Source organism: Microbacterium yannicii PS01 (assembly GCF_000304335.1).
In the GTDB taxonomy this organism is placed as follows: domain Bacteria; phylum Actinomycetota; class Actinomycetes; order Actinomycetales; family Microbacteriaceae; genus Microbacterium; species Microbacterium yannicii_A.
The window spans coordinates 15,657-39,112 of record NZ_CAJF01000010.1 but is presented as its reverse complement, the minus strand read 5'-3'; the positions used below and the strand labels follow the sequence as shown (position 1 = coordinate 39,112).

Genomic DNA, 23,456 nt, shown 5'->3' with positions numbered 1-23,456 from the left:
GTCGGACGGGCGGTGCGTGCGTAGGCTCGCGCTCATGGCACCCTCCGACAGGACCTTCGACGTCGTACTCCTCGGGGCGACCGGCTTCGTCGGTCGCCTGACCGCCGAACATATGGCCGACGCGGCACCGGACGGTGCACGCATCGCGATCGCAGGGCGCTCCACCGAGCGCCTGGAGCAGCTGCGGAACCACCTGGGGGTCGCCTGGCCCACCGTCGAGGTGGACGTGACAGACGGCGGCGCTGTCCGCCGCCTCGCCGAATCGACCGCCGTCGTCGCCACGACGGTCGGCCCCTATCTCCGTCACGGCCTCCCTGTCGTCGAGGCGTGTGCCGCAGCCGGGACGTCGTACGCCGACCTCTCGGGCGAGAGCGTCTTCGTCGCGCGCAGCATCGAGCGCGCACACGAGCTCGCCCAGGGCACCGGTGCCCGTATCGTCCACTCGTGCGGGTTCGACTCCGTGCCATCGGACCTGGGCGTGGGCCTCGCCCATGCCGCAGCGGGAGCAGTGCCACTCGTGGAGGCGACGGTGCAGGTGCGCTCGCTCCGCGGCGGGATCAGCGGGGGGACGGTCGACTCCCTGCGGCAGCAGCTCGCGGCGGCTCAGTCGGACCCCTCCTTGCGAAAGACGATGGCAGACCCCTTCTCGCTCACCGGCGGACCTTCTGTGCGGCTCCCGCGCAGCAGCCGACCGCGGGGACTTCGTCAAGACAGCAGCGGCAGGTGGCAGGCGCCTTTCGTCATGGCCGGATACAACCAGCAGATCGTGCAGCGGTCGAGCTTTCTCACCGGCTGGAGCTACGGACAGCTGATGCGGTACCGCGAGGTGGTCGACACGAAGAGCGGCCTGCGGGGCAGACTTCAGGCCGCCGGCGTCGCGACGGCGAGTGACGCGCTCGTCGCCGGGCTGCTGTTCCCTCCGACTCGGGCGCTCCTCGATCGTGCTCTGCCTGCGCCGGGCGAAGGGCCCTCGGAGAAGACGATGAACGCCGGTCGATTCGCGATCGACGTCGATGTGTATCCAGTGACCGGGGCGCCGGTGCGCACCCGGTTCGCGGCGCCCTACGACCCGGGTTACCGCGGCACCGCCGTGATGCTCGGGCAGTCCGCCTTGAGCCTGGCGTTCGACGATCTTCCCGAGCGCGCGGGCGTGCTCACACCGATGGTGGCCATGGGCGACGCGCTCGCCGAACGCCTGCGACAGCACCGGTTCACGGTCGAGACGTCGTCGCTCGGCCCGGCGAGAGCCTGACCGCCGGGGCGACGGAGCACGAACGACTGGTCGGCGGGATGCGTGACGCCGAGCCGGATCACGCCTCGGTGAAGAGGAATTCCGCGATGCGTCGGGCGACCTCGTCCGGATTGTCGTCGACGAGGTAATGCGCTCCACCGGGAACGAATCCCACCGTCGTATTCGGCGCGTCCTCGCGGCTGACCTCGAGCGCGTCCCTCGGCAGCAGCGCATCGTCTGCTCCGAAGAGAACGAGCGTGGGAGTGCGGAGGACGCGCCCCTTGTACGCGCCTCTCACCACCTTCATGAAACCGGGGAGGATGAGGGCGCGGTAGAGCCTCGACGCCGCCCGTGCACGAGCGGGCTCGCGAAGCGCGGAGAGGTAGGCCGCCACGTCGGCATCGTCCTTCGGCGAGACCTCGTAGGCATGGATGATGAAATGTGCCAGCCGCTGGCGCCCTCGAGAAAGGAGGCGCGGCCCGAGGCCGGGCGCAGCGACGACCCACTGGAACCACAGGTGGGGCATGGCCCTGAGCAGGCCGATGGCGAGCGCCCGATTCATCCGCAGGTACGGCGCCGGCACCGCGATCGAAACGTACCGGCGGACGCGGTCGGGGTGATCCAGACAGAGGTCGAAGCCGACGAGGGCGCCCCAGTCATGGGCCACCACGTCGACGCGATCGAGTTGCAGTTCATCCAGGAGCGCGATGATGTCGCCGACGACGGTGGCCGAGTCGTATCCGGAGTCGGGCGCTTCGGTGTCACCCGCTCCGCGGAGGTCGGGCGCGATCAGATGAGCTCGGTCGGACAGCAAGCGCATGACCTTCGCCCATTCCCGAGAACTCTCCGGGAAGCCGTGAAGCATCAGCACCGGCGCTCCCGAACCGGCCCGGGTCACATGCATGCGCAGTCCGTTGGCGGTGACCGTCCGCGAGCGGATGCCGGTGATGTCGGTCATGACACGAGAATACTACGTTCGTAGTAGCGTGTCACTACATTCGTAGTATCAGCGGAGATCTAGGGTCGGGAAGATGACGAGCACCCGGGAACGAGCCCTCGACGCGGCGGTCCAGCTGGTGGGGACGCAGGGCATCCGCGCGCTGACGCATGTACGGGTGGATGCCGAAGCCGGCCTCCCTCGCGGCTCGACATCGAATCACTTCCGCACACGCGCCGCACTGACAGCAGGCGTGTCGTCATGGATCGCCGAACATGAGACCCGCGACCTCGGTGGCGTTCTCGAACGGCGATTCGACGACCTCGACGGCTTCATCGATGTCTTCAGCTCCGTGATCGAGCTGCTCACCGGACCGCACGCCGTGAGGACCCGGGCCCGGTATGCCCTCTTTCTGGAGGCGGCCTCCGACCCGGAGCTCTTCGCGCCGCTCCGCGCGCAGCGCGAAGGCATCGCGGCCTGGGCCAGGAGCCTGCTCGTCACGCTCGGCGCCGCGCACCCGGACGTTGCGCTGCACGCGTTCATGGCATTCGGCGACGGCATCATCCTGCACCGTCTGAGCGTCGACCCGCGCGCGCCCGTGCGGACGAGCGTCGACGTCGCCGTGCGCGGCTGCCTGATGGCCTGAGTCGCCCATCACCGGCGAACCGACGGATATCCAGACATCGCATCGGATCCGCCGACATAATGAGGGCATGACCGCACCGCGCATTCTCGTCGTGGACGACGAACCGAACATCCGCGATCTGCTGATCACCAGCCTGCGATTCGCGGGATACCAGGTCCGGGCCGTCTCCAACGGTGCCCAGACCATCTCAGCCGTCCTGGAGGAGGAGCCGGACCTCATCATCCTCGACGTCATGCTTCCCGACATGAACGGGTTCAGCGTGACCAAACGCCTGCGAGGCGCCGGCTACACCGCGCCGATCCTGTTCCTCACCGCCAAGGACGAGACCGAGGACAAGATCACGGGACTCAACGCCGGCGGTGACGACTACGTCACCAAGCCCTTCAGCCTCGATGAGATCGTCGCGCGCATCCAGGCGATCCTCCGCCGCACCATGCAGGCCGACGAGGAGTCCGTGATCCGTGCGGGCGAGCTGACGATGGACCAGGACACGCACGACGTGCAGGTGGGCGAGGCTTCGATCGACCTGAGCCCGACCGAGTTCAAGCTGCTCCGCTACCTCATGCTCAACCCGAACCGGGTGCTGTCGAAGGCGCAGATCCTCGACCATGTGTGGGAGTACGACTTCAACGGCGACGCCGGCATCGTGGAGAGCTACATCTCCTACCTGCGGCGCAAGATCGATCCGCACTCGACCGAGCCGCTCATCCAGACCAAGCGCGGCTTCGGCTACATGCTGAAGGCCGGCAAGACCGCCTGACCCGGCGGCGTACGAGGGGGGCGAACTGGCGCACAAGCCCGATGCGGTCACCCGGTGGTGGCGCGGCACGAGCCTGCGCGCGAAGGTCACCGGGGTCATCGTCGCGCTTCTCGCGGTCGGGCTGATCGTAGCCGGGTTCGGCACCGCCGTGTTCCTTCGCAACTCGCTCATCGACGGCGTCGAGACTCAGATCGTGGCGCTTGCTCGCAGTGAAGCCGGCGCCCCGTTGCTGGACTTCACCGTGCGCGACGGCGAGCTGAACGTTCGAGAGAAGGAAGACGCGCCCGCCGTCGACTACTTCGTCGCGGTCTACGACCCGATCCACGATCCCGAGCTGCACGAGAGCAATCTGCTCGCCGTGGTCGGTGGACGCGGAGGTCCGGCACCCGTCGTTCCCGAGGTGCTCACGCTGCAGACCGCGCAGACCCAGGAGCTGCAGATCACCGAGCTGACCTCCGCGGACGGCGAGGTGACATTCCTGGCCACCGCGTCGAATCAGCAGTACGAAGGCGCGAGCATTCTCTACCCCCAGCTGGTGGCGGCGCCGCTGTCGACCGTGAACCGGACGATCGCGAACTACGTCGGCATCTACTCGATCCTCGCCCTCCTCATCCTCGTCGCCGGCGCCGTCGCCACCCGGTTCCTGGTGACGCTGACCTTCCGCAGCCTGGGACAGGTGGAGTCGACTGCGGACGCCATCGCCAAGGGCGACTTCAGCCAGCGCATGACCGATATCGAGCCGACCACGACCGAGGTCGGGCGCCTCAAGACGGCGATCAACGCCATGCTCGACCGCGTGGACGCCGCCATCTCGCAGCGTGATTCGACCGTGCGCCAGATGCGCCGCTTCATCGGTGATGCGAGCCACGAACTGCGAACCCCGCTGGTCACCGTCCGCGGCTACGCGGAGCTGTACCGCATGGGGGCCGTCCGCGGCGAGGAGGACATCTCGCAGTCGATGGACCGCATCGAGAAGGAGGCGATCCGCATGGGGCTGCTGGTCGAGGACCTTCTCGCGCTCGCACGACTCGACGAGCGCCGGGATGTCGTGATCGGCCCGGTCGATCTGCGCCCGGTCGCGAGGGACGCCGCGATGGACGTCCGCGCGACATCGCCACTGCGTCCGGTCGCCGTCATCGACACGACGGACGAAGCCCTCGTCCCGGTCGTCCGTGCCGAGTCGACGGAGAAGGAGCCCAAGCGACGCACCGGGACCACCGCCATCTCCCGGGCGACGGGACGGTCTCTGCTGCGGCGGCGCCCCAAGCCTCTTCCGGCCTCCGACGTGGACGGCTCGGACCCGCAGGATCAGTCCTCGGCGCTTCCCTCCGCGGATGCGGTCGAGACGAGCCATCCGCTGCCGCCGATTGTGCTCGGTGACGAGAATCGCATCCGGCAGGTCGTGACGAATCTTCTCGGAAACGCACGGCGCTTCACAGCGGCGGACTCCCCCATCGAGCTGCGTGTGGGAGTCGATGTACCCTCCCGCATGGGCTGGATCGAGGTCATCGATCACGGCGAAGGGGTGCCCGACCAGATCAAGGACAAGATCTTCCAGCGGTTCTGGCGGGCCGACACGTCGCGCACCCGCGAAACCGGCGGCTCGGGCCTCGGCCTGTCGATCGTGGCCTCGATCGTCGAGGCTCTGCACGGCGGCGTCGACGTGGTGGACACGCCTGGCGGCGGTGCCACCTTCCGCGTCTCGCTGCCCCTGGCCGAGGGCCGGAGCCCGGACGAGCACCTCGACCTTCAGACCCAGCCCATGTCGCGCCAGCGCACGTCCGGCACACGTCCGATCGAGTGACGCCGGCTCCTCCCCACGCATGCCCCGAAGCCGCTCATCCACCGACCCGCAAAGGGCAGGCCGGACCGGTCTCGTCCGTCTCTAGCGTGGCGTGAGAAGGAGGCGCGGCATCCGTCCCGCCCCTCGAAGGGAGCACCATGGCCGTCTTCTCCGTCGACAGCGACGCCGTCCTCGCCGGCACGGCGACCGTCCGCGGCACGATCGAGCGCCTGCAGGCCGAGTCCGCAGCGATGATGTCGCAGCTCACCCAGCTGCAGTCGACCTGGACGGGGTCGGCCTCGATCGCGTTCCACGGCGTCGTCGACCAGTGGCGCGCGACCCAGCGGCAGGTCGAGGAGTCGCTCGCCGGCATAAACGCCGCTCTGGCGGCCGCCGGTCGTCAGTACGCCGATACGGAGCTCGCCGCGACCAGCCTGTTCCGCTGAGACGACGATGGGCCCCTCCCGAAGGAGGGGCCCATCATTCTGACGCGAGTCGCGCTACGGCTTCTGGATCAGAAGTCCATGCCACCGGTCGGGTCGCCGGCCGGAGCCGCGACCTTCTCGGGCTTGTCGGCGACGACGGCCTCGGTCGTGAGGAACAGCGCGGCGATCGACGCGGCGTTCTGCAGAGCCGAACGAGTCACCTTGGCGGGGTCGATGATGCCCTGCGCGAAGAGGTCGCCGTACTCGCCGGTTGCGGCGTTGAGACCGAAACCGGGCTCGAGCTCGGCCACCTTGTTCGCCACGACACCGGGCTCGAGACCCGCGTTGAGGGCGATCTGCTTCAGCGGTGCCTCGATCGCGACGCGAACGATGTTCGCACCGGTCGCCTCGTCGCCCGAGAGCTCGAGGCCCTCGAACGCGACCTTGCCGGCCTGGATCAGCGCGACGCCACCACCGGGGACGATGCCCTCCTCGACGGCCGCCTTCGCGTTGCGAACGGCGTCCTCGATGCGGTGCTTGCGCTCCTTGAGCTCGACCTCGGTCGCCGCACCCGCCTTGATGACGGCCACGCCGCCCGCGAGCTTGGCGAGACGCTCCTGGAGCTTCTCGCGATCGTAGTCGCTGTCGGTGTTGTCGATCTCGCGACGGATCTGGGTCACGCGACCGTCGATGGCAGCGGCGTCGCCGGCACCCTCGACGATGGTGGTCTCGTCCTTGGTGACGATGACCTTGCGTGCACGGCCGAGCAGGTCGAGGGTGGCGTTCTCGAGCTTGAGACCGACCTCCTCGGTGATGACCTGGCCACCCGTGAGGATCGCGATGTCCTGCAGCTGCGCCTTGCGACGGTCACCGAAGCCGGGAGCCTTGACGGCGACCGACTTGAAGATGCCGCGGATCTTGTTCAGCACCAGGGTCGCGAGCGCTTCGCCCTCGACGTCCTCGGCGATGATGACGAGCTCCTTGCCGTCCTGGATCACCTTGTCGACGATCGGCAGAAGGTCCTTGATGTTCGAGATCTTCTGGTTCGCGATGAGGATGTAGGCGTCCTCGAAGACCGCCTCCTGGCGCTCCGGGTCGGTGACGAAGTAGGGGTTGATGTAACCCTTGTCGAAACGCATCCCCTCGGTGAGCTCGAGCTCGGTGCCGAAGGTCTGCGACTCCTCGACGGTCACGACGCCTTCCTTGCCCACCTTGTCGATGGCCTCGGCGATCAGGGCGCCGATCTCGGGGTCAGCGGCCGAGATCGAGGCGGTCGCAGCGATCTGCTCCTTGGACTCGACCTCCTTGGCGCTGGAGAGAAGCTCGGCGGTGATGGCGGCGACGGCCTTCTCGATGCCCTTCTTGAGCGAGATGGGGTCAGCGCCGGCCGCGACGTTGCGCAGGCCCTCGCGCACGAGCGCCTGGGCGAGCACGGTCGCGGTGGTGGTGCCGTCACCGGCGACGTCGTCGGTCTTCTTGGCGACCTCCTTGACGAGCTCCGCGCCGATCTTCTCGTACGGGTCGTCGAGCTCGATCTCCTTGGCGATGGAGACACCGTCGTTCGTGATCGTGGGGGCGCCCCACTTCTTCTCAAGCACGACGTTGCGACCGCGCGGGCCGAGCGTCACCTTGACGGCATCGGCCAGGATGTTGAGGCCGCGCTCGAGGCCACGGCGGGCCTCCTCGTCGAAAGCGATGATCTTTGCCATGTGTGTGTCGTCCCTCCGGAACGTTGGCTTTTGGGTATTAGCACTCAACAATCACGAGTGCTAAATCATTCTGGCACTCGCACCTATCGAGTGCAAGCCGCGGTGACGGATGCCGAAACGCACGGAAACGGGATGCCTCACGGCATCCCGTTTCGCGAATCGAAGCCGGTCCGGGGTCAGACCACCCGCACCGACTCTGCTTGCGGACCCTTCTGGCCGCTGCCGACGGTGAACTCGACCGTCTGGCCCTCTTCGAGGACGCGGAAGCCGCTCATGTCGATATTCGAGTAGTGGACGAAGACGTCCTGGCCGTCCGGGACGGTGATGAAGCCGAATCCCTTCTCGGCGTTGAACCACTTGACGGTGCCCTGGGTCATGCGAGATCTCCTGTTGCCGGCGGTACTGGGCTTCATCGTATGCACCGCCGATCCGGCCGCCCGGCCGGATCCGCACTTGTTGACACGCAGGATCGCAAACGTTTACCGGCGCGAAACACGCACGCGGAAAGCCGAGGGCAAGCGGCTCAGGGAGTAGGTGCCGGCGATTGGCCGGCAGCGGTGCGATCGAGCCCGATGACCACGGTGAGCTGCTTCGTCGCCGGGTCCACGGGCGGGTATGCGTCGCTCTGCTCGATGTTCGCGCCGCCGATGACACCGGCGAGCCCCGCCGCGGCCGCTTCGTCCTCGTCGTTCACGTAGAAGACGGTGGTCTCGGGGAAGTCCTCCGAGCCGGCGCCGCTGGCGAGCACGCTCTCGTCCGCCCAGCCGGCGCCCACGATGGTGTCCTTCATCTGGGTCGCCAGCCCCTGCTCCGGAGTCGCGTTGAGGATCTGCACCTGGTAGGACTGGTCGATCACCGGGGTGACCTGCGGCGCGGGGGTCGCCGTAGGCGTGGGCTCGGGGAACAGCTCGATCCGACCCGAGGCGAGCAGCGTGCCGAAGATGCCGAGCGCGATCAGGACGATCGTGGCGAGCGCCGCCCACAGCAGCACCAGCCATCCGCGCATGCGGGGGTTCTCCGCACGATGAGCGCCGACCCGGTCCGTCTCGGGAAGGTCGTCGAAGCGATCCCGGGGGAAGGTCGATCTCGGCACCCGTCGATGCTACCGGGCGAAGCGGAGAGGCCCGTGCGCGCCGAGCCGGGCCGAGCCGGTCAGCGGACGTCGGCGGCGCGGCTGGCCTGGGCCGCCATGCGCGCATCCCGCAGCCGTCGCAGCCGCTTGACCAGCATCGGGTCGTGCTGCTGCGCCTCGGCGGTGTCGATCAGGCGGCCCAGCAGCTGGTAGTAGCGCGCCGGCGAGATCCCGAGGTCGGCGCGGATGGCCTCCTCCTTGGCACCCGCCTGGCGCCGCCACTGAGCCACGAACCATTGCGATTCGAAATCGAGGATGGCGCGGTCGCGGTCGTCGAGGGGCACGCGGCCACGCTAACGCGCGGCATCCGGTTCTCCCGCGCGCCACTCCACGAACGCGCCGAGTGGGTCGACCGCGGCAAGCGGAACGCCGTCGCGGCCGAGGACGAAGCCGCCCCAGGTGTCCGGATCGACGGGTGGTCGCCACGCCTCGTGCAGCCCCGGCGGGTCGATCGAGATCCACACCGCGTCCAGTGCCCGAAGGGCACCGATCAGCCGCTCGCGTCCCGCGCGCGGGATATGCGGCAGGACGCCGGGCGTCGTCACGACGAGCGTCGCGCCGCGGGGCGCCCGCGCGGCGGCCGCCTGGAGCAGCGCCGGATCGGACGCATCGCCCGTGATCATGATCGGCGGATCCACCGCCGCGACCTCGAGCGCCGCGACGATCCGCTCACGACGGCCCGCCTCCCCCGGCCACACCAGACTCGTGAGGAAGGCGCGGTCGGCGGGATCCGCCGCATCGAGGGGCGCAAGGTCGATGCCTGCCCGCCACACGATCTCGGGCATGCGCAGCGGCGGCGCCCCCGAGACCTCGCTCTCGAGCAGCACCGGCGACCGACCGCCGACGGGATCCAGCCTGCGCTCGCATCCCGTCTCGCGGTCGCGGAACAGGTACGAGTACCGGTCCGGGTACAGGCACAGTCCCGCGCTCGCGCCGACCTCCAGCAGCGCGATCGGCCCGGTCACCCCCGCAAGCGCCGGCAGCAGCGCCGTGCAGCGCTGCGGCTCGTTCGTCTGCAGACGGCGAGCGGATGCCTCGGCGACGACCTCATCGGCATGCCCACGCAGCCACGGACCCCATTCCTCGATGCCGGCCTCCGGCGCGCCGAGCATCCGGGTCACCGCGAACACCAGCGGCGGCTGCCGCCGGTCCGCGGGGATCGCCGCGAGGATGTCGGCCAGCGCGGAGTCAGCCGCGACGCCGGCCGCCCACTCCGCGTAGAGCGCAGAACGGCCCGGCGCCTCGTCGTGAGCGAACCGGGCGTAGCGATCGACGACGGCCGCGGCATCCGTAGCCGCCTCGTGCGCACAGGAGGCGGGACGCTCTTCGATGCCCATCAGCTCATCCTCGTGCACGGCCGCGCTCGCGGCGAACCCCCAGCCCCGGCGAGGCGTGCCCCGCTCCGCTGAGGTTGAATAGAGGGGTATGCCGGTTCGAGCCGCCCCGAGGCCGAACCGGCGCAGAGGAGGAAGCCATGACGTACTCCGTCGAGAAGTCCGACGCCGAGTGGCGCGCAGAACTCACCCCGGAGCAGTACGCAGTGCTGCGCCAGGCGGGCACCGAGCGTCCCTGGACCGGCGAGCTGCTGGATGAGCAGCGCGCGGGCCTCTACACGTGCGCCGCATGCGGATCGGAGCTGTTCCAGAGCGGCACCAAGTTCGATTCGCACTGCGGATGGCCCAGCTTCTACGAGTCCATCCGGCCCGAGGCGGTCGAGCTGATCGACGACAGCAGCCACGGCATGGTGCGCACCGAGGTGCGCTGCGCGAACTGCGGCTCGCACCTGGGCCACGTGTTCCCCGACGGCTTCGGCACGCCCACCGGCGATCGCTACTGCATGAACTCGCTCTCGCTGGGCTTCACGCCCGAGGCGAGCGCGTGACGGTTCCGCCTCCCGCTCCCCACGCCGACGCGTCAGGTGCGGCTCCCGGGCGCGTGGGCTCCGCACTCGAGGCGATGAGCGCACGGCGCTCGTGGTCGAAGGTCACCGACGAGGCCCCCACCCACGATGAGCTGCTGAGGCTCGTGTCGGCGGCGGGCCGCGTCGCTGACCACTCGTCACTGCGGCCCTGGCGTCTGATCGAGCTGCGCGGCACCGACCGTGAGCGTCTGGGCCGCGCGATCAGCAAGGCCGAGGGCGACAAGGGCTCGTCGTCCAAGCCGCTGCGCGCGCCACTGCTGATCGCGATCGTCGCGACCTACAGCAAGAGCGAGAAGGTCCCGCGCTGGGAGCAGGAGGCCGTCGCCTCGGGAGTGGCGCACGCTCTGAGCCTGCTGCTGGACGAGGCGGGGTGGGGTGTCATCTGGCGCACCGGCCATTACACGCGTTCGAAGGCGGTCGCGAAGGCGCACGGGCTGAAGAAGAACGAAGAGCTGCTCGGCTGGCTCTATGTCGGCGGCAAGCCGTCGCGCAGCCGCCTCGAGCGCCGCAAGGCCGTCGACGCCCGCACACACGTCTCACGGATGCCGAAGCCGACGAAGGACTGACGCTCAGACGCGTCGCCGCCGTCGCCATGGCACCGCCGCGACGATGACCGAGACGAGCGCCACACTCACCATCGCGAGTTCTTGGACCAGGCCCGGCCCGGCCGGCGCGGGCCAGGCAAGGTCCAGGATCAGCGACGTCACCAGCTGACCGACAACGGCGCCGAGGCCCAGCAGCAGCACGCCCGTGTGCTGCACGATCGCGGCGCCGAGCGCGATGTAGACCACCCCGATCGCACCGCCTGCGTAGAGCCACGGGTCGAGCGGGAAGGGTGCCGGCGGACCCGCGACGGCTACATGGATGGCCGCCGCGACGCCGAGCAGCAGCGTCCCGCCCGTGAAGTTGACGAGGGTCGCAGTGAGCGGCGTCTGAACCCGCTGCCGGAGCCGGCCGTTCGTCGCCTGCTGCCACGCGATGCCGGCGCCCGCGAGTACCGGGAGCACAGCCATCCACAGCGGGATGCCGGCCAGCCCGTCACCCGTCAGGGCGAGGCTGACGGCGACGAGCGCGAGCGCTCCTCCGAGCAGCCTCGGCACGGTGACGGCCACGACGCCGGCAGGCCCGAACCCCGCACGATCCAGCAGCAGACCGCTCACGGTCTGCCCGGCGACCACGCCGACGGTGAACAGCGACACCCCGATGAGCCCGACCGCCAGGCCTTGCGTCGCCACAGTGAGGGCACCGGCGGCACCGCCCGCGAGCATCCACCAGGGGATGGACTTCTCCCGCATGCCGGAGACGAGGCGGGCGAACCCGGCGCGCCCGGAGGGAAGCACCGCCGACAGCACGATGAGGATGACCAGTCCCGAGCCGAACGAGACGACCGCCGCGGCGAAGCCGTCGTCGAGGCGCACTCCGAGCTGGCCGTTGATGCGAGCCTGCACCGCCGTCATCACTCCGATGGCACCGGCTGCGCCGAGCGCGAGCCCGGCGGGAAGTCGGCGTGCTGTCACCCGCCTATCCTGCCGTGGCAGGAGTCCGCGGACGAATCGGCCCGGTTACCCTGAACTGTGGCCGTCTCCGCTCGCACTCGCACGCTTCTGGCGTGGCTGCCCGCTGCCCTGCTCGTGCTCATCATCGGCGGCGTGGTCGTCGCCTCGCTCGCGATCCAGGGCTCCTGGTGGACAGAGGAGGCCCCCGATGCCTCCCCGGACCAGAAGGCGTCCGACGGGTCGAGCATGCTCACCGACGCGGGTTTCGACTACGTCAACGTCGAGGGCGTGGTGCGCGTCCGCGTGGGCGACGGCGGCCTCTCGGCGACCGAGCTCGGTCTCCCGGCCGACGGCGACAAGACGGCGGAGTTCCGGCGTCCCGTGCGCGCGATCATCGCGGCCGGCGAAGAGGTCCACGTGCTCAACGACATCGCGGGGCTCACCGCCACCGCGGCCGATGATCGAGTGACCGCGGTGACGCTCCGACCGGACGTGGTGCGCGGCTGGGTGGGCGCCGTCGCGTACCTGCAGGCGCTGGGCGAGGAGTTCGGCTGGGATGCTACGCAGCTGGACGGACTCGAGGCGGAGCTCGCCGAGTTCAACCGGTCGGGCGAGGGCGAGACCTTCACCGCGACCATCGGCCCGTCCTCTGACGGGGAGGCCGTGGTCACGGGCGAGCTCGTGTTCGACCGCGACACCGGAGCGACCCCGGTCACCGTCACCTTCGCGCCCGCCGAGTAGGCCGTCCCGACCGAGGGCATGATCCGTTGTTGTGCCGGCTACAGGACTTGGACCTGCAACCCCCGCGTGACAAGTGCGGGTCGACGCCTCTCGTTGTGCCGGCTACAGGACTTGAACCTGCAACCCCCGTATTACAAGTACGGTGCGCTACCAATTGCGCCAAGCCGGCAGGGCGCCCAGTCTACCGGCGCCGGTGCACCGTCTTCGTCAGGAGGCGGGTGTCGGCGTGGGCGTGGCCGTGGGCGACGGCGTCGACTTGTAGTACGAATCGCTGGCCACAGTGAGCACGAACTGCGCGAACTCCTTGGGATCGTCCAGCGCACCGACGTACTGGGTGCCGTTCACCAGCACCATCGGGGTGCCCGTCAGGGCGACGCCGTCGGTGCCGGGAAGCTCGTCGAGCGCGCGCTCGGTCGCGGTCTTGGCCCACGTGGCGTAGGACTGATCCTCGATGCATCCACGCACGACCTTGGGGCCATCCAGGCCCGTGGCGATCGCCAGGTCGGCCAGCGCGCTGTCGGTGAAGCCGTCCGAGTCGACGTCGGGCTGTTCCTTCAGCAGTGCGTTGTTGAACGCGAAGAAGTAGTCGGGCGAGTGCTGCGCCACGCACGCGGCGGCGCCGGCGGCACGGAGGGAGTACTTGGTTCCGTTCGACTTCGCGGTGAGCATCGCCACCGGGTAGTAGGTGAGCGTCGCGGCGCCCTCGTCGACCCAGTCCGACAGCTGCTGGACGTTGGCCACCTGGAACTCGCGCGATCCGGTCGACAGATAGTCCACATAGACGCGGATGTCGACGGCGGCGGCGTCCGTGGGCGACGCGGTGGGGGTCGGCTCGGCCTCAGCGGGGTCGGGCGCCGGAGTCGCTGATCCCTGCACGGCACCGCTCGCGCTGGAGTCCTCGGTCGTGAGTCCCACTCCGGTAACACCGGTCACCATGAAGCCGTCGTCCACGACGTTCGCGGGGCTCATCATCGGGCGCGAGGCGCTCGACGAGACCGTCCAGGTCACCACGATGGCGGTGACGGCGACGACGGCGAGGACGCCGATGGCCAGCGACGCGCGGCGGATGATGCGCGCCCGCGACTGGCGCGCCTTCACCTGCAGCGCTTTTTCGCGCACGGCATCGCGGCGCTCGCTGGTCGCGGCGTTCGAAGACTCGTCGCTCGACATGGAACCTCTCGGGGCGGACGTGGGCCGGTGATCGGCGGAGGTCGCACGGAAGGCGACCGTCCTCGATGCTAGTCAGCCACCCTGGGAAATGCCCAGACGCAACCTCCGTGGAGCCCGTGTCATACTGTTGCTTGCGCCCGATGGCGGGCGCGCGGGAAAGCCCCCGCTATCCATCACTACGGATCGTCCGGCACGTACCTGCCGGTGAAGGAGAAGAAGCAATGGCGTCCGTCACGTTCGACAACGCAACCCGCCTGTACCCCGGGGGCACGCGCCCCGCCGTGGACAAGCTCAACCTCGAGGTCGCCGATGGCGAGTTCCTGGTTCTCGTCGGCCCCTCGGGCTGCGGTAAGTCCACCTCGCTGCGCATGCTGGCCGGCCTCGAAGAGGTCAACTCTGGCCGCATCCTCATCGGCGACCGCGACGTCACCGACGTCCCGCCGAAGGACCGCGACATCGCGATGGTGTTCCAGAACTACGCGCTGTACCCCCACATGACCGTCGCCGAGAACATGGGCTTCGCCCTGAAGATCGCCGGCGTCGGCAAGGAAGAGCGCGCCGCTCGCGTGCTCGAGGCCGCGAAGCTCCTCGACCTCGAGGAGTACCTGACCCGCAAGCCGAAGGCGCTCTCGGGTGGTCAGCGTCAGCGTGTCGCGATGGGCCGCGCGATCGTCCGCCAGCCCCAGGTGTTCCTCATGGACGAGCCGCTGTCGAACCTCGACGCCAAGCTCCGCGTCCAGACCCGTACGCAGATCGCGTCGCTGCAGCGTCGCCTCGGCGTCACCACCGTCTACGTGACGCACGACCAGACCGAGGCCCTCACCATGGGCGACCGCATCGCGGTCCTCAAGGACGGCCTGCTCCAGCAGGTCGGCACCCCGCGCGACCTGTATGAGAAGCCGAACAACGTGTTCGTTGCCGGCTTCATCGGCTCCCCCGCGATGAACCTCTTCCCCGCCGACCTCGCCGAGGGCGGCGTGCAGTTCGGCTCGGAGGTCGTGCCGCTCGACCGCGACACCGTCGGCCGTGCGCACGGCAGCCAGGTCACCATCGGCGTCCGTCCCGAAGACATCGAGGTCGGCCCCGCTGACGGCAAGGGTCTTCCCGTGGTCGTCGACCTCGTCGAGGAGCTCGGCGCGGACGGCTACCTCTACGGTCACGTCGACATCGCCGGCAAGCGCACCGACATCGTCGCGCGCGTCGACGGCCGCAGCCACCCGAACGCGGGCGAGACGGTCACGCTGGCCGCGAAGTCGGGCCACGTGCACGCCTTCGACCTCGAGACGGGCGAGCGCCTCAACGACAAGCCGGTCCTCTCGGCGTAACGCAGCATCGCGACGGCGCGGGTGGGAGAAGATCCCCCCGCGCCGTTGCGCTTTTCCGGCCCCGTCCGAATCCGAGGAGTCACGTGCCCGACGCACTGAGCATCACGGCGAGCAGCGTCGACCCGGGCCTGCTGACCCTGCCGTGGTCGACGACTTTGGCCGACTGGCCGTCGAGTCACATCGTCTACCTGCCCAAGGGCATCTCGCGGCACCTCGTCCGCTTCGCCAACCTGTCGGGCCGGGTCGTCGCGGTCAAGGAGACGACCGAGGCCATGGCTCGGCGCGAGTACGACATGCTCGGCAACCTGGCACGCCTGGATGTCCCGTGCGTCGATCGCGTGGCGGTGATCGCCGGCCGGAAGGATGCCGCGGGCGATCCTCTACCCGCCGTGCTGGTGACAGCGCACCTCAAGTTCTCACTCCCCTACCGTGCGCTGTTCACGCAGGTGCTCCGGCCGAATACCGCCACCCGCCTGGTCGACGCCCTCGCGGTCCTTCTCGTGCGCCTGCACAACGTCGGCTTCTTCTGGGGAGATGTGTCGCTGTCGAACACGCTCTTCCGCCGAGACGCCGGCGCCTTCGCCGCGTACCTGGTCGACGCCGAGACGGGCGAGCTGCACGAGAGCGGGCTCACACCCGGTCAGCGCGCGCACGACCTCGATGTCGCGCGCACGAATATCGCGGGCGAGATCATGGACCTCGAGGCGGGCGGCCGTCTGGAGGGCGGCATCGACGCCGTCGCGGTCGCCGACGGCATCGTCTCGTCGTACCACTCGCTGTGGGCAGCACTCACCGACACCGAGACGTTCCGCACCGACGAGGCGTGGCGCCTCACCGAGCGCGTGCAGCGGCTCAACGAGCTCGGCTTCGACATCGGCGAGATGTCGATCCAGACCACCTCCGACGGCGCCAAGGTGTCGATCCAGCCCAAGGTCGTCGATGCAGGCCACCACCAGCGCCGCCTGCTCCGTCTCACCGGGCTCGACGTCGAGGAGAACCAGGCCCGGCGGCTCCTCAACGACCTCGACGAGTTCCGCGCCCGCATCTCACGGCTCGGCGACGACGAAGAGATGGTGGCGCACGAGTGGCTCACCCGGGTGTTCGAGCCGGTGGTGAAGGCGATCCCGTGGGATCTGCGCGCCAAGCTCGAACCCGCCGAGGTCTTCCACCAGGTGCTCGAGCACCGCTGGTATCTGTCGCAGGCGAAGGGCAAGTCGGTGCCGCTCGCCGAGGCACTGTCGGGCTACATCGACGACGTGCTACGCCACCGGCGCGACGAGGCCACGCTGATGGGACCGCCCACCGAGACCGTGTCGCTCTCGGTCATCACCGCGAGCACCCCCGTCGTCGACGACGAGGATGACGACATCGACTGGCGCGACCTGGTCTGAGCCCGATCCGTCGCAGCCCGCTCACCGATGTGGAAGGGGAGGTCTCCGCGCGCGGCGACCTCCCCTTTCGCGAGACGGTGCGTGATCAGTAGCCGACGGTGAAACGCTCGCGCGAGTGCGCGGGGTTCTCGATCTCGTCGAGGACCGCCACACCGAGATCCGCGCCGGAGATGAACGACTCGCCCTCGGCGTCGGTCACGAGCACGTCGCCGCCCTTGCGGTACGAGCCGGTGCGCTCTCCGGGATTCCAGACTCCGAAGCCGCCGGCCGGGTGCACGTAGAACCAGTCGCGCGTCGCGGGGCCCTGTTGCAGGTCTTCCAGGATGCCGATCGCCTCGAGCGCCTCGGGCTTGTACTCCTCCGTGAAAGACGGCTGGTCGATCAGTCGCTCGCCATCGGGGGCGATGAGGCTGCCGCCCGCACCGCCGATGACGCCGACACGCACGTTCTCGGGAAGCTCCGCGACCAGCTCGGCCACGTTGTTCCGCACCTGGCCGACCATGTCGCCACGAGCGGGAACGGTCGAGACGACGACGTCCACCCCCTCGAGCTCGGCCACCAGGCTCGGCACATCGAGCAGCGTGCCCTCGACGTACGTGGCTCCCTCGATCCGCTCAGCGGGCACTGAGCGTGCGACGGAGACCACCGTATGACCGCGCCGCACCGCCTCGGCGACGATGTTGCTGCCGGCGTAGCCGGTTCCTCCGATGACGGCGATGCGAGCCATGATGTTCCTTTCGAGGGGCGAACGTACGAAGACAGCAAGCCCGGCGTGTGCCGGTTCATTCCCCCGAATACTCTTCGGGGGACGGGCTCACGCCTCGCTCGTGCGCTGAGCCCGGGTGGTCGCGACCTGATAGAGGGCGACGGATGCTGCGATCCCCGCGTTGAGCGACTCGGTGGAGGCCGAGATCGGGATCGAGACGATCTGGTCGCACGTCTCGGTGACCAGACGCGAGAGGCCCTTGCCCTCCGACCCCACCACGATCACGACGGGGCGGTCGGCGAGCTCGAGGGCGGGAAGCGAGACGTCGCCCCCGCCGTCGAGTCCGAGGACGAACACCCCCTGCTTCTTGAACTCCTTGAGCATGGCGGTGAGGTTGGCGGCGATCGCGACCGGGACGCGCGCGGCCGCGCCGGCGCTGGTCTTCCAGGCGGCGGAGTTCACGCTCGCCGAGCGGCGCTGGGGAAGGATGACGCCCTGCCCCCCGAAGGCGGCGGTGGAGCGGATGATCGCCCCGAGGTTGCGCGGGTCGGTCACGCCGTCCAGTGCCACCAGCAGCGGCGTCTGGCCGCGGTCGATGATCTGCTCCAGCAGATCCTGCGGGTGAGCGTACTCGTACGGCGGGACCTTGAGGGCGACGCCCTGGTGGACCCCGTCGAAACCCGCCATGCGATCGAGCTCGGGTCGCGTGACCTCGAGCACCGGGATCTCGCGGTGGGTGGCGATCGACAGCATCTCCTTGACGCGGTCGTCCATCTCGACCCGCTGTGCGATGTAGAACGCCGTGGCGGGGATCTTCGCCCGCAGCGCCTCGAGCACCGAGTTGCGGCCGGTGACCGTCTCGGTGTCGTCGTCCTTCTTCGCCGGACGCGACGAACGCGCGGGAGCCGATCCCGGCGCTCCCTTGCCGCCGGCGGCGGCGTAGCGCTCTGCGGCCGCCTTGCGCTTACCCGCCGGGTGCCACGCGCGGTCCTCGGCCTTCGGGGTCGGCCCGCGACCCTCGAGCGAGCGCTTGTTCTTGCCGCCGGTGCCTTTCGTGGGGCCCTTCTTCTTGCCCTTGCTCGCGCCGGGGCGTCCTGGCTTGGTCATGAGTTCTCCTTCATCTGCGGACGATCGCCGGACAACGTCCAGTGCGTCCCGTCCGCGCTGTCTTCGAGGGCGATGCCCGCCGCCGCGATCGCATCGCGGATGCGGTCGGCGCTCGCCCAGTCCTTCGCCGCGCGCGCCTCGGCGCGCTGCACGATCATCGTCTGCACCAGGGTGTCCAGAGCGGATGCCTCGGCGGAGGCATCCACCGATCTCCACTGCGGGTCGAGCGGGTCGATCCCGAGGATCCCCGTCATCACCGCGATCTCCGAGAACGCCCGCAGCGCGCCCTCGCGATCCCCGGCGTCGAGGGCGCTGTTGCCGTCGCGCACGCTCTCGTGCACGACGGCGAGCGCCTGCGGCACGCCGAGGTCGTCGTCCATCGCGGCCGCGAAGCGCTCGGGCACGTCGGCGTCCACTCGGACGTCTTCGGCGTCTTCGCGCAGCGTGCGCAGCGCGCGCTCGAGGAACGTGCGGATGCGGTCGATGGCCGCCTCGGCCTCGTCGAAGGACGAGTCCGTGATGTCGAGGTTCGAGCGATAGTGCGCCGCGGCGAGCGCGTAGCGCACGACGAGCGGGTCGCGTTCGCGGAGGACGTCCTCGGCGAGCACGAAGTTGAACAGCGACTTCGACATCTTCTGGCCGCCGACCGTCACCAGGCCGTTGTGCACCCAGTACCGCGCGAAGGCGTCGCCCGACGCGGTGGACTGCGCGAGCTCATTCTCATGATGCGGGAAGCGGAGGTCGAGCCCGCCGCCGTGGATGTCGAACTCCGGTCCGAGGTAGCGGCGCGACATCGCCGAGCACTCGATGTGCCAGCCCGGGCGGCCCGCTCCCCACGGCGATTCCCAGGTGGCCGACGACGGCTCATCCGGCTTTGCGCCCTTCCACAGCGCGAAGTCGCGGGGGTCGCGCTTGCCGCGCGGATCCGCGTCTGCGGCGGGCTCCATCGCATCGAGCGTCTGCCTCGTGAGCTCCCCGTAGGTCTGCCAGGACCTCACGTCGAAGTACACGTCGCCGGCCCCGTCGGTCCCTGAGCCCGTCGAAGGGTCGCCGGGGGCGGCATACGCGTGACCGGCCTCGACGAGACGCTCGATGATGTCGAGCATCTGCGGGATGGAGGCGGTCGCGCGCGGCTCGTACGTGGGCGGGAGGATGCCGATCGCCGAGTAGCCGCGTGTGAACTCGAGCTCCATGCGGTACGCGAGGGCCCACCAGGGCTCGGCGGCGGTCGCGTTGGCGAGCACCTTGTCGTCGATGTCGGTGACGTTGCGCACGAAGGTCACGCGCCCGAAGCGATGAATCAGCCACCGGCGAAGGATGTCGAAGCTCAGCGCACCGCGCAGGTGGCCGATGTGCGGGCCGGACTGCACCGTCGGACCGCAGACGTAGATGGTGACGTTCCCGGGGTCGAGCGGCTCGAAGTCGCGCATCGCCTGCGCCTTGGTGTCATAGAGCTGAACCGTCACTGCACCAGCCTACCGGCGGGCACCTGAAGGACCCGGGTGCGCGGAGGCAGTGGGGCCAGGCAGTTCGAGGGCCACCGATTGGTATAAGACAGTAGGGTGCTGCACGTCCTCGCCGTCCTCGCTGCCGCCGTGCTCTTCGGCACGACGGGTACGTCGCAGGCGCTCGGCCCCGAGGGCACGACGCCGCTGTCCATCGGCGTCATGCGGATGGTCATCGGGGGCACCGGCCTCGCCGCGATCGCGTTCGTGCTCGCCGCCCGTCACGCCCGCTCCCGGCCCCCGGGCTCTCCGGGCCTGCGGTCCCTGCGCTTGTCGGCGGGCGGCATCCGGCCTCTGGCGCTCATGACCCTCACCGGCGTGTGCATCGCCGTCTACCAGCCGCTGTTCTTTCTCGGCACCGCCCGCAACGGCGTGGCCGTGGGCACCGTCGTGGCGCTCGGGTCGGCCCCCATCCTCGCCGGGCTGCTCGAGTGGGCGCTCACACGGCGGATGCCGTCGCCCACCTGGATGTGCGCGACCGCGCTCGCGACGCTGGGCGTGGTGCTGCTCGGCTTCGGAGGCGACGCCACCGGCTCGGGCGGCACCGACCCGCTGGGTCTGCTGGGATCTGTCGGAGCGGGCGCGTCGTTCGCCGTGATCGCCAACGCACAGCGCCGGCTGCTCGACGAGGGGTGGGACCCCTTCACCGTCGTCGGCGGGATGGGAGCGAGCTCGGCGATCCTGTGCGCGCTCGCGCTGCCGTTCGTCGACGTCGGCTGGCTCGGCACACCGAGCGGCCTCATCATGGCCCTGTGGCTCGGGCTCGCGACCATCTCGATCGCGTACATCATGTTCACGTGGGGGCTCAGCGGCCTGACCGCCGCCACCGCGGCGACCCTGACCCTCGGCGAGCCGCTCACGGCGAGCATCCTCGGCATCACCGTGCTCGGCGAGCGATTGTCGGTGCTGGCGCTCGTGGGTCTCGGAGTGCTCGCCGCGGGCCTCGCGCTCCTGGCCTGGGGCTCACGCACGCCGCGCGACCCCGCCCCCTTCGCCGTCGAAGCGTGAGCCGCGCTCTTCGGCGCGCGCACAAGACGGCGAAACACGGTTGCAACGCGAGCGTGGAACACTGATCACCGATATGCAGCGCACCATCGAGATCCGCCCGGACGACCTCTCCACCGAAGCCTCACGACGGCTGGTGGCCTTCCATCTGGCCGGCATGCACGACACCTCTCCCCCTGAGAGCGTGCACGCGCTCGGTATCGACGCGCTCCGGCATCCGTCCATCGCCGTCTGGTCGGCGTGGATCGACGGCGAACTGGCCGGCATCGGCGCGCTCAAGGCGCTCGACGACGACCGCGGGGAACTGAAGTCGATGCGCGTCGACGACCGCTTCCGCGGATCAGGCGTCGGTCGCGCACTGCTCCGGCACATCATGGCGCACGCCCGCTCGAGCGGAATGACGAGCCTGTGGCTCGAGACCGGCAACACCGAAGAGTTCGTGCCGGCGCAGCGCCTGTACGAGAGCGAAGGGTTCGCGGTGTGCGGCCCGTTCGGTGACTACGTGCTCGACCCGTTCTCGGTGTTCCTGACGCGCGCGCTCTGACCTCAGCAAGCAGCGACCGGGTCAGGCCCTCTCGACGAGCGCGACCGCAAACGCTGCGACGCCTTCGCCGCGGCCGGTGAAGCCCAGGCCATCGGTCGTCGTCGCCGAGACCGACACCGGCGCTCCCCCCAGTGCGGCCGACAGCGCCTGCTCGGCCTCCGAGCGGCGGGCAGCGAACCGCGGACGATTCGCCTGCACCTGCACCGACACATTGCCCACGCGCCAGCCCGCCGCGCCGAGGATGCCGAGGGTGTGCGCCAAGAAGACATCGGCGTGCGCGCCGGCGTACTCGGGATGGTCGGTGCCGAAGTGGGTGCCGATGTCGCCGAGACCGGCGGCGGCCAGCAGCGCGTCGACGATCGCATGGGCGACGGCATCGCCGTCGGAATGCCCCGAGAGCGCCGGCTCGCCCGGCCATTCCAGACCGGCGAGCCAGAGCACGCCCTCACCGCCGAAGCCATGGACGTCCGTGCCGACTCCCACCCGGGGAAGGGGCGGCCGCCGCTCGAGGTGGGACGGGGTGGCCGGGATGGGTGCGTCCCCCACGAGGTGCCGGGCTCGATCGAGGTCGGCGGCGGTGGTGATCTTGAAGGCGAGCGGATGCCCCGGCACGGCCGATACGGCATGCCCCGCGGTCGCCACCAGGGCGGCGTCATCGGTGAAGTCGGTTGCGGCGCCGGCGTATGCCGCGTCGAGCACATCACGCCGGAAGCCCTGCGGTGTCTGCGCGGCCGAGAGCTCGGACCGATCCACGGCGGCGACGATCTCGTCTCCCGCGACGCGCTTGAGCGTATCGATCACCGGCAGCACCGGGACGACGCCCGCGGCACCGGCGTCGAGCGCCGCGACGACCCGCTCGAACACCTCGGGAGGCGTGAGGGCGCGCGCGGCATCGTGGACGAGCACGACCTCGATATCGGCCCACAGTGCGGCCAGGCCGGCGGCGACAGACGCCTGGCGCGTGGCTCCCCCGGTGACGATCGACAGCAGATCACGTCGCTCACCAGAGGCGGCGAGGGCGTCGCTGAGCACATCTCCTTCGCGACCGGGTGGCGCCACCACGACGATCTGCGCCGGAGGACCCGCGAGGACCCGCGTCAGCGAATGACGGAGGATCGTGTGATCGTCGATGCCGACGAGCGCCTTCGGCCCTCCCGCGCCGAGGCGGGTGCCGGAGCCAGCGGCGACGACGATCACGCCGATGCGCGGAACGGGAGTGATGCTCACCGTCCCACGCTACCGGCGAGGCCCCCACGTCCGTGACGCGGGGGCCTGCAGAGCGGAAGATCCGTCAGCTCGCGAGAACCTCGTCGAGGATCACGCTGGCCTTCTCTTCATCGGTCTTCTCCGCGAGCGCGAGCTCGGAGATGAGAATCTGCTTGGCCTTCGCGAGCATGCGCTTCTCGCCCGCCGACAGACCGCGGTCCTGGTCGCGGCGCCACAGGTCGCGCACGACCTCACTGACCTTGATGACATCACCGGAGGCGAGCTTCTCGAGGTTAGCCTTGTAGCGGCGCGACCAGTTGGTCGGCTCCTCCGTGAAGGGAGCGCGCAGCACCTCGAAAACCCTGTCGAGTCCGTCCTGGCCGATCACATCGCGAACGCCGACGAGATCGACGTTCTCAGCGGGAACCTCGATGATGAGGTCGCCCTGCGTGACATTGAGCTTCAGGTACTTCTTCGTCTCGCCCTTGATGATCCGGTCTTTGACCTCGATGATCGTCGCCGCACCGTGGTGGGGATAAACGACCGTCTCGCCAACCTCAAAAAGCATGGAGTTATGTCCTTTCGGCAACCTCCAGGATACCACAGGAGAAATACGCTAAGGTTCTCCGCCCCAGGCCTGGGCGGGCCTCACAGCGTCGTCCCACGCGGGTGACGGCCAGCCCATAGAATGCATGGGAAGCCGTCATCCGTCCTGG

The 23,456-nt window shown here is 69.6% G+C and carries 25 protein-coding genes and 1 tRNA gene; 12 read left to right on the top strand and 14 right to left on the bottom strand.

The window, feature by feature from the left end:
- The first annotated feature begins 34 nt into the window (after window positions 1-34).
- Entirely contained in the window at window positions 35-1,252 is a 1,218-nt protein-coding gene (locus WYM_RS07590; RefSeq protein WP_019180233.1) for a saccharopine dehydrogenase family protein, read from the top strand.
- A gap of 58 nt (window positions 1,253-1,310) precedes the next feature.
- Here WYM_RS07590 and WYM_RS07585 read toward each other — a convergent pair whose 3' ends face one another.
- Window positions 1,311-2,189 (bottom strand): alpha/beta fold hydrolase, encoded by an 879-nt coding sequence (locus tag WYM_RS07585; protein WP_019180232.1) that lies wholly within the window; start codon window positions 2,187-2,189, stop codon window positions 1,311-1,313.
- A gap of 73 nt (window positions 2,190-2,262) precedes the next feature.
- Between WYM_RS07585 and WYM_RS07580 the strand changes: the two genes are divergently transcribed.
- The 4 genes from WYM_RS07580 (at window position 2,263) to WYM_RS07565 (ending at window position 5,803) form a co-directional block, all read left to right on the top strand.
- Window positions 2,263-2,814, top strand: a complete 552-nt coding sequence (locus tag WYM_RS07580) for a TetR/AcrR family transcriptional regulator (protein WP_019180231.1) — start codon at window positions 2,263-2,265, stop codon at window positions 2,812-2,814.
- 67 nt (window positions 2,815-2,881) lie between these two features.
- Window positions 2,882-3,574: a response regulator transcription factor gene (locus WYM_RS07575; RefSeq protein ID WP_019180230.1), complete on the top strand. Its 693-nt coding sequence runs from the start codon at window positions 2,882-2,884 to the stop codon at window positions 3,572-3,574.
- 148 nt (window positions 3,575-3,722) lie between these two features.
- Window positions 3,723-5,378 (top strand): sensor histidine kinase, encoded by a 1,656-nt coding sequence (locus WYM_RS07570; protein ID WP_019180229.1) that lies wholly within the window; start codon window positions 3,723-3,725, stop codon window positions 5,376-5,378.
- Between the two features lie 137 nt (window positions 5,379-5,515).
- Entirely contained in the window at window positions 5,516-5,803 is a 288-nt protein-coding gene (locus WYM_RS07565) for a WXG100 family type VII secretion target (RefSeq protein ID WP_019180228.1), read from the top strand.
- A 68-nt stretch (window positions 5,804-5,871) separates the two neighbouring features.
- Here the strand turns inward: WYM_RS07565 and groL are convergent, their stop codons facing one another.
- From groL to WYM_RS07540, 5 genes are all read right to left on the bottom strand, one after another.
- Complete coding sequence (groL, locus tag WYM_RS07560) at window positions 5,872-7,491, bottom strand: chaperonin GroEL (protein WP_019180227.1); 1,620 nt, start codon at window positions 7,489-7,491, stop codon at window positions 5,872-5,874.
- Window positions 7,492-7,667: 176 nt separating this feature from the next.
- Complete coding sequence (locus tag WYM_RS07555) at window positions 7,668-7,868, bottom strand: cold-shock protein (RefSeq protein WP_019180226.1); 201 nt, start codon at window positions 7,866-7,868, stop codon at window positions 7,668-7,670.
- Between the two features lie 146 nt (window positions 7,869-8,014).
- On the bottom strand, window positions 8,015-8,584 hold the full coding sequence (locus WYM_RS07550; RefSeq protein ID WP_019180225.1) for a LytR C-terminal domain-containing protein: 570 nt from the start codon (window positions 8,582-8,584) through the stop codon (window positions 8,015-8,017).
- A 59-nt stretch (window positions 8,585-8,643) separates the two neighbouring features.
- On the bottom strand, window positions 8,644-8,907 hold the full coding sequence (locus WYM_RS07545) for a DUF3263 domain-containing protein (protein WP_019180224.1): 264 nt from the start codon (window positions 8,905-8,907) through the stop codon (window positions 8,644-8,646).
- Window positions 8,908-8,916: 9 nt separating this feature from the next.
- Window positions 8,917-9,960 (bottom strand): DUF2332 domain-containing protein, encoded by a 1,044-nt coding sequence (locus tag WYM_RS07540; protein ID WP_019180223.1) that lies wholly within the window; start codon window positions 9,958-9,960, stop codon window positions 8,917-8,919.
- 137 nt (window positions 9,961-10,097) lie between these two features.
- On the opposite strand from WYM_RS07540, the gene msrB reads away from it, so the two are divergent.
- Together msrB and WYM_RS07530 are read left to right on the top strand one after the other, a co-directional pair.
- Complete coding sequence (msrB, locus tag WYM_RS07535; RefSeq protein WP_019180222.1) at window positions 10,098-10,505, top strand: peptide-methionine (R)-S-oxide reductase MsrB; 408 nt, start codon at window positions 10,098-10,100, stop codon at window positions 10,503-10,505.
- Between the two features lie 74 nt (window positions 10,506-10,579).
- Complete coding sequence (locus tag WYM_RS07530; protein WP_019180221.1) at window positions 10,580-11,110, top strand: nitroreductase family protein; 531 nt, start codon at window positions 10,580-10,582, stop codon at window positions 11,108-11,110.
- A gap of 3 nt (window positions 11,111-11,113) precedes the next feature.
- Here WYM_RS07530 and WYM_RS07525 read toward each other — a convergent pair whose 3' ends face one another.
- Entirely contained in the window at window positions 11,114-12,061 is a 948-nt protein-coding gene (locus tag WYM_RS07525; protein WP_019180220.1) for a DMT family transporter, read from the bottom strand.
- A 57-nt stretch (window positions 12,062-12,118) separates the two neighbouring features.
- Between WYM_RS07525 and WYM_RS07520 the strand changes: the two genes are divergently transcribed.
- The gene (locus WYM_RS07520; protein ID WP_019180219.1) at window positions 12,119-12,781 is read left to right on the top strand and encodes a hypothetical protein; all 663 of its coding nucleotides are present in this window, start codon (window positions 12,119-12,121) and stop codon (window positions 12,779-12,781) included.
- A gap of 96 nt (window positions 12,782-12,877) precedes the next feature.
- On the opposite strand, the gene WYM_RS07515 is transcribed toward WYM_RS07520, so the two are convergent.
- Together WYM_RS07515 and WYM_RS07510 are read right to left on the bottom strand one after the other, a co-directional pair.
- Window positions 12,878-12,950, bottom strand: a tRNA-Thr gene (locus WYM_RS07515).
- A gap of 38 nt (window positions 12,951-12,988) precedes the next feature.
- Window positions 12,989-13,951, bottom strand: a complete 963-nt coding sequence (locus tag WYM_RS07510) for a DsbA family protein (protein WP_019180218.1) — start codon at window positions 13,949-13,951, stop codon at window positions 12,989-12,991.
- Window positions 13,952-14,172: 221 nt separating this feature from the next.
- On the opposite strand from WYM_RS07510, the gene WYM_RS07505 reads away from it, so the two are divergent.
- A complete protein-coding gene (locus WYM_RS07505; protein ID WP_019180217.1) occupies window positions 14,173-15,276 on the top strand; it encodes an ABC transporter ATP-binding protein in 1,104 nt (367 codons plus the stop codon).
- Between the two features lie 83 nt (window positions 15,277-15,359).
- On the top strand, window positions 15,360-16,667 hold the full coding sequence (locus WYM_RS07500) for a DUF4032 domain-containing protein (RefSeq protein WP_019180216.1): 1,308 nt from the start codon (window positions 15,360-15,362) through the stop codon (window positions 16,665-16,667).
- Window positions 16,668-16,752: 85 nt separating this feature from the next.
- Here the strand turns inward: WYM_RS07500 and WYM_RS07495 are convergent, their stop codons facing one another.
- The 3 genes from WYM_RS07495 to cysS all read right to left on the bottom strand — a co-directional run bounded on the left by WYM_RS07495 (window position 16,753) and on the right by cysS (window position 19,946).
- On the bottom strand, window positions 16,753-17,394 hold the full coding sequence (locus WYM_RS07495) for an NAD(P)-dependent oxidoreductase (RefSeq protein WP_019180215.1): 642 nt from the start codon (window positions 17,392-17,394) through the stop codon (window positions 16,753-16,755).
- An 87-nt stretch (window positions 17,395-17,481) separates the two neighbouring features.
- Window positions 17,482-18,480: a 23S rRNA (guanosine(2251)-2'-O)-methyltransferase RlmB gene (gene rlmB, locus WYM_RS07490; RefSeq protein ID WP_019180214.1), complete on the bottom strand. Its 999-nt coding sequence runs from the start codon at window positions 18,478-18,480 to the stop codon at window positions 17,482-17,484.
- Complete coding sequence (gene cysS, locus WYM_RS07485; protein WP_019180213.1) at window positions 18,477-19,946, bottom strand: cysteine--tRNA ligase; 1,470 nt, start codon at window positions 19,944-19,946, stop codon at window positions 18,477-18,479. Before cysS ends, rlmB begins: the two co-directional genes overlap by 4 nt.
- Window positions 19,947-20,042: 96 nt before the next feature.
- Here cysS and WYM_RS07480 point away from each other — a divergent pair, with 96 nt between their 5' ends.
- Window positions 20,043-20,993 (top strand): DMT family transporter, encoded by a 951-nt coding sequence (locus tag WYM_RS07480; protein ID WP_019180212.1) that lies wholly within the window; start codon window positions 20,043-20,045, stop codon window positions 20,991-20,993.
- A 73-nt stretch (window positions 20,994-21,066) separates the two neighbouring features.
- Window positions 21,067-21,534 carry a GNAT family N-acetyltransferase gene (locus WYM_RS07475; protein ID WP_019180211.1) on the top strand — a complete coding sequence of 156 codons (468 nt, stop codon included), beginning with the start codon at window positions 21,067-21,069 and terminating at the stop codon, window positions 21,532-21,534.
- Window positions 21,535-21,555: 21 nt separating this feature from the next.
- Here WYM_RS07475 and WYM_RS07470 read toward each other — a convergent pair whose 3' ends face one another.
- Together WYM_RS07470 and WYM_RS07465 are read right to left on the bottom strand one after the other, a co-directional pair.
- Entirely contained in the window at window positions 21,556-22,761 is a 1,206-nt protein-coding gene (locus tag WYM_RS07470) for a bifunctional 2-C-methyl-D-erythritol 4-phosphate cytidylyltransferase/2-C-methyl-D-erythritol 2,4-cyclodiphosphate synthase (protein WP_019180210.1), read from the bottom strand.
- Between the two features lie 64 nt (window positions 22,762-22,825).
- The gene (locus WYM_RS07465) at window positions 22,826-23,308 is read right to left on the bottom strand and encodes a CarD family transcriptional regulator (RefSeq protein WP_019180209.1); all 483 of its coding nucleotides are present in this window, start codon (window positions 23,306-23,308) and stop codon (window positions 22,826-22,828) included.
- Between the last annotated feature and the right edge of the window lie 148 nt (window positions 23,309-23,456).

What these genes read in the sequence shown, in the direction of transcription:
- WYM_RS07495 (WP_019180215.1), bottom strand. Translation starts at nt 17,394, where the DNA reads ATGGCTCGCATCGCCGTCATCGGAGGAACCGGCTACGCCGGCAGCAAC.
- WYM_RS07510 (WP_019180218.1), bottom strand. Translation starts at nt 13,951, where the DNA reads ATGTCGAGCGACGAGTCTTCGAACGCCGCGACCAGCGAGCGCCGCGAT.
- WYM_RS07590 (WP_019180233.1), top strand. Translation starts at nt 35, where the DNA reads ATGGCACCCTCCGACAGGACCTTCGACGTCGTACTCCTCGGGGCGACC.
- msrB (WP_019180222.1), top strand. Translation starts at nt 10,098, where the DNA reads ATGACGTACTCCGTCGAGAAGTCCGACGCCGAGTGGCGCGCAGAACTC.
- WYM_RS07475 (WP_019180211.1), top strand. Translation starts at nt 21,067, where the DNA reads ATGCAGCGCACCATCGAGATCCGCCCGGACGACCTCTCCACCGAAGCC.
- WYM_RS07585 (WP_019180232.1), bottom strand. Translation starts at nt 2,189, where the DNA reads ATGACCGACATCACCGGCATCCGCTCGCGGACGGTCACCGCCAACGGA.
- WYM_RS07575 (WP_019180230.1), top strand. Translation starts at nt 2,882, where the DNA reads ATGACCGCACCGCGCATTCTCGTCGTGGACGACGAACCGAACATCCGC.
- WYM_RS07580 (WP_019180231.1), top strand. Translation starts at nt 2,263, where the DNA reads ATGACGAGCACCCGGGAACGAGCCCTCGACGCGGCGGTCCAGCTGGTG.
- WYM_RS07565 (WP_019180228.1), top strand. Translation starts at nt 5,516, where the DNA reads ATGGCCGTCTTCTCCGTCGACAGCGACGCCGTCCTCGCCGGCACGGCG.
- WYM_RS07530 (WP_019180221.1), top strand. Translation starts at nt 10,580, where the DNA reads ATGAGCGCACGGCGCTCGTGGTCGAAGGTCACCGACGAGGCCCCCACC.
- WYM_RS07555 (WP_019180226.1), bottom strand. Translation starts at nt 7,868, where the DNA reads ATGACCCAGGGCACCGTCAAGTGGTTCAACGCCGAGAAGGGATTCGGC.
- rlmB (WP_019180214.1), bottom strand. Translation starts at nt 18,480, where the DNA reads ATGACCAAGCCAGGACGCCCCGGCGCGAGCAAGGGCAAGAAGAAGGGC.
- groL (WP_019180227.1), bottom strand. Translation starts at nt 7,491, where the DNA reads ATGGCAAAGATCATCGCTTTCGACGAGGAGGCCCGCCGTGGCCTCGAG.
- WYM_RS07505 (WP_019180217.1), top strand. Translation starts at nt 14,173, where the DNA reads ATGGCGTCCGTCACGTTCGACAACGCAACCCGCCTGTACCCCGGGGGC.
- WYM_RS07465 (WP_019180209.1), bottom strand. Translation starts at nt 23,308, where the DNA reads ATGCTTTTTGAGGTTGGCGAGACGGTCGTTTATCCCCACCACGGTGCG.
- WYM_RS07540 (WP_019180223.1), bottom strand. Translation starts at nt 9,960, where the DNA reads ATGGGCATCGAAGAGCGTCCCGCCTCCTGTGCGCACGAGGCGGCTACG.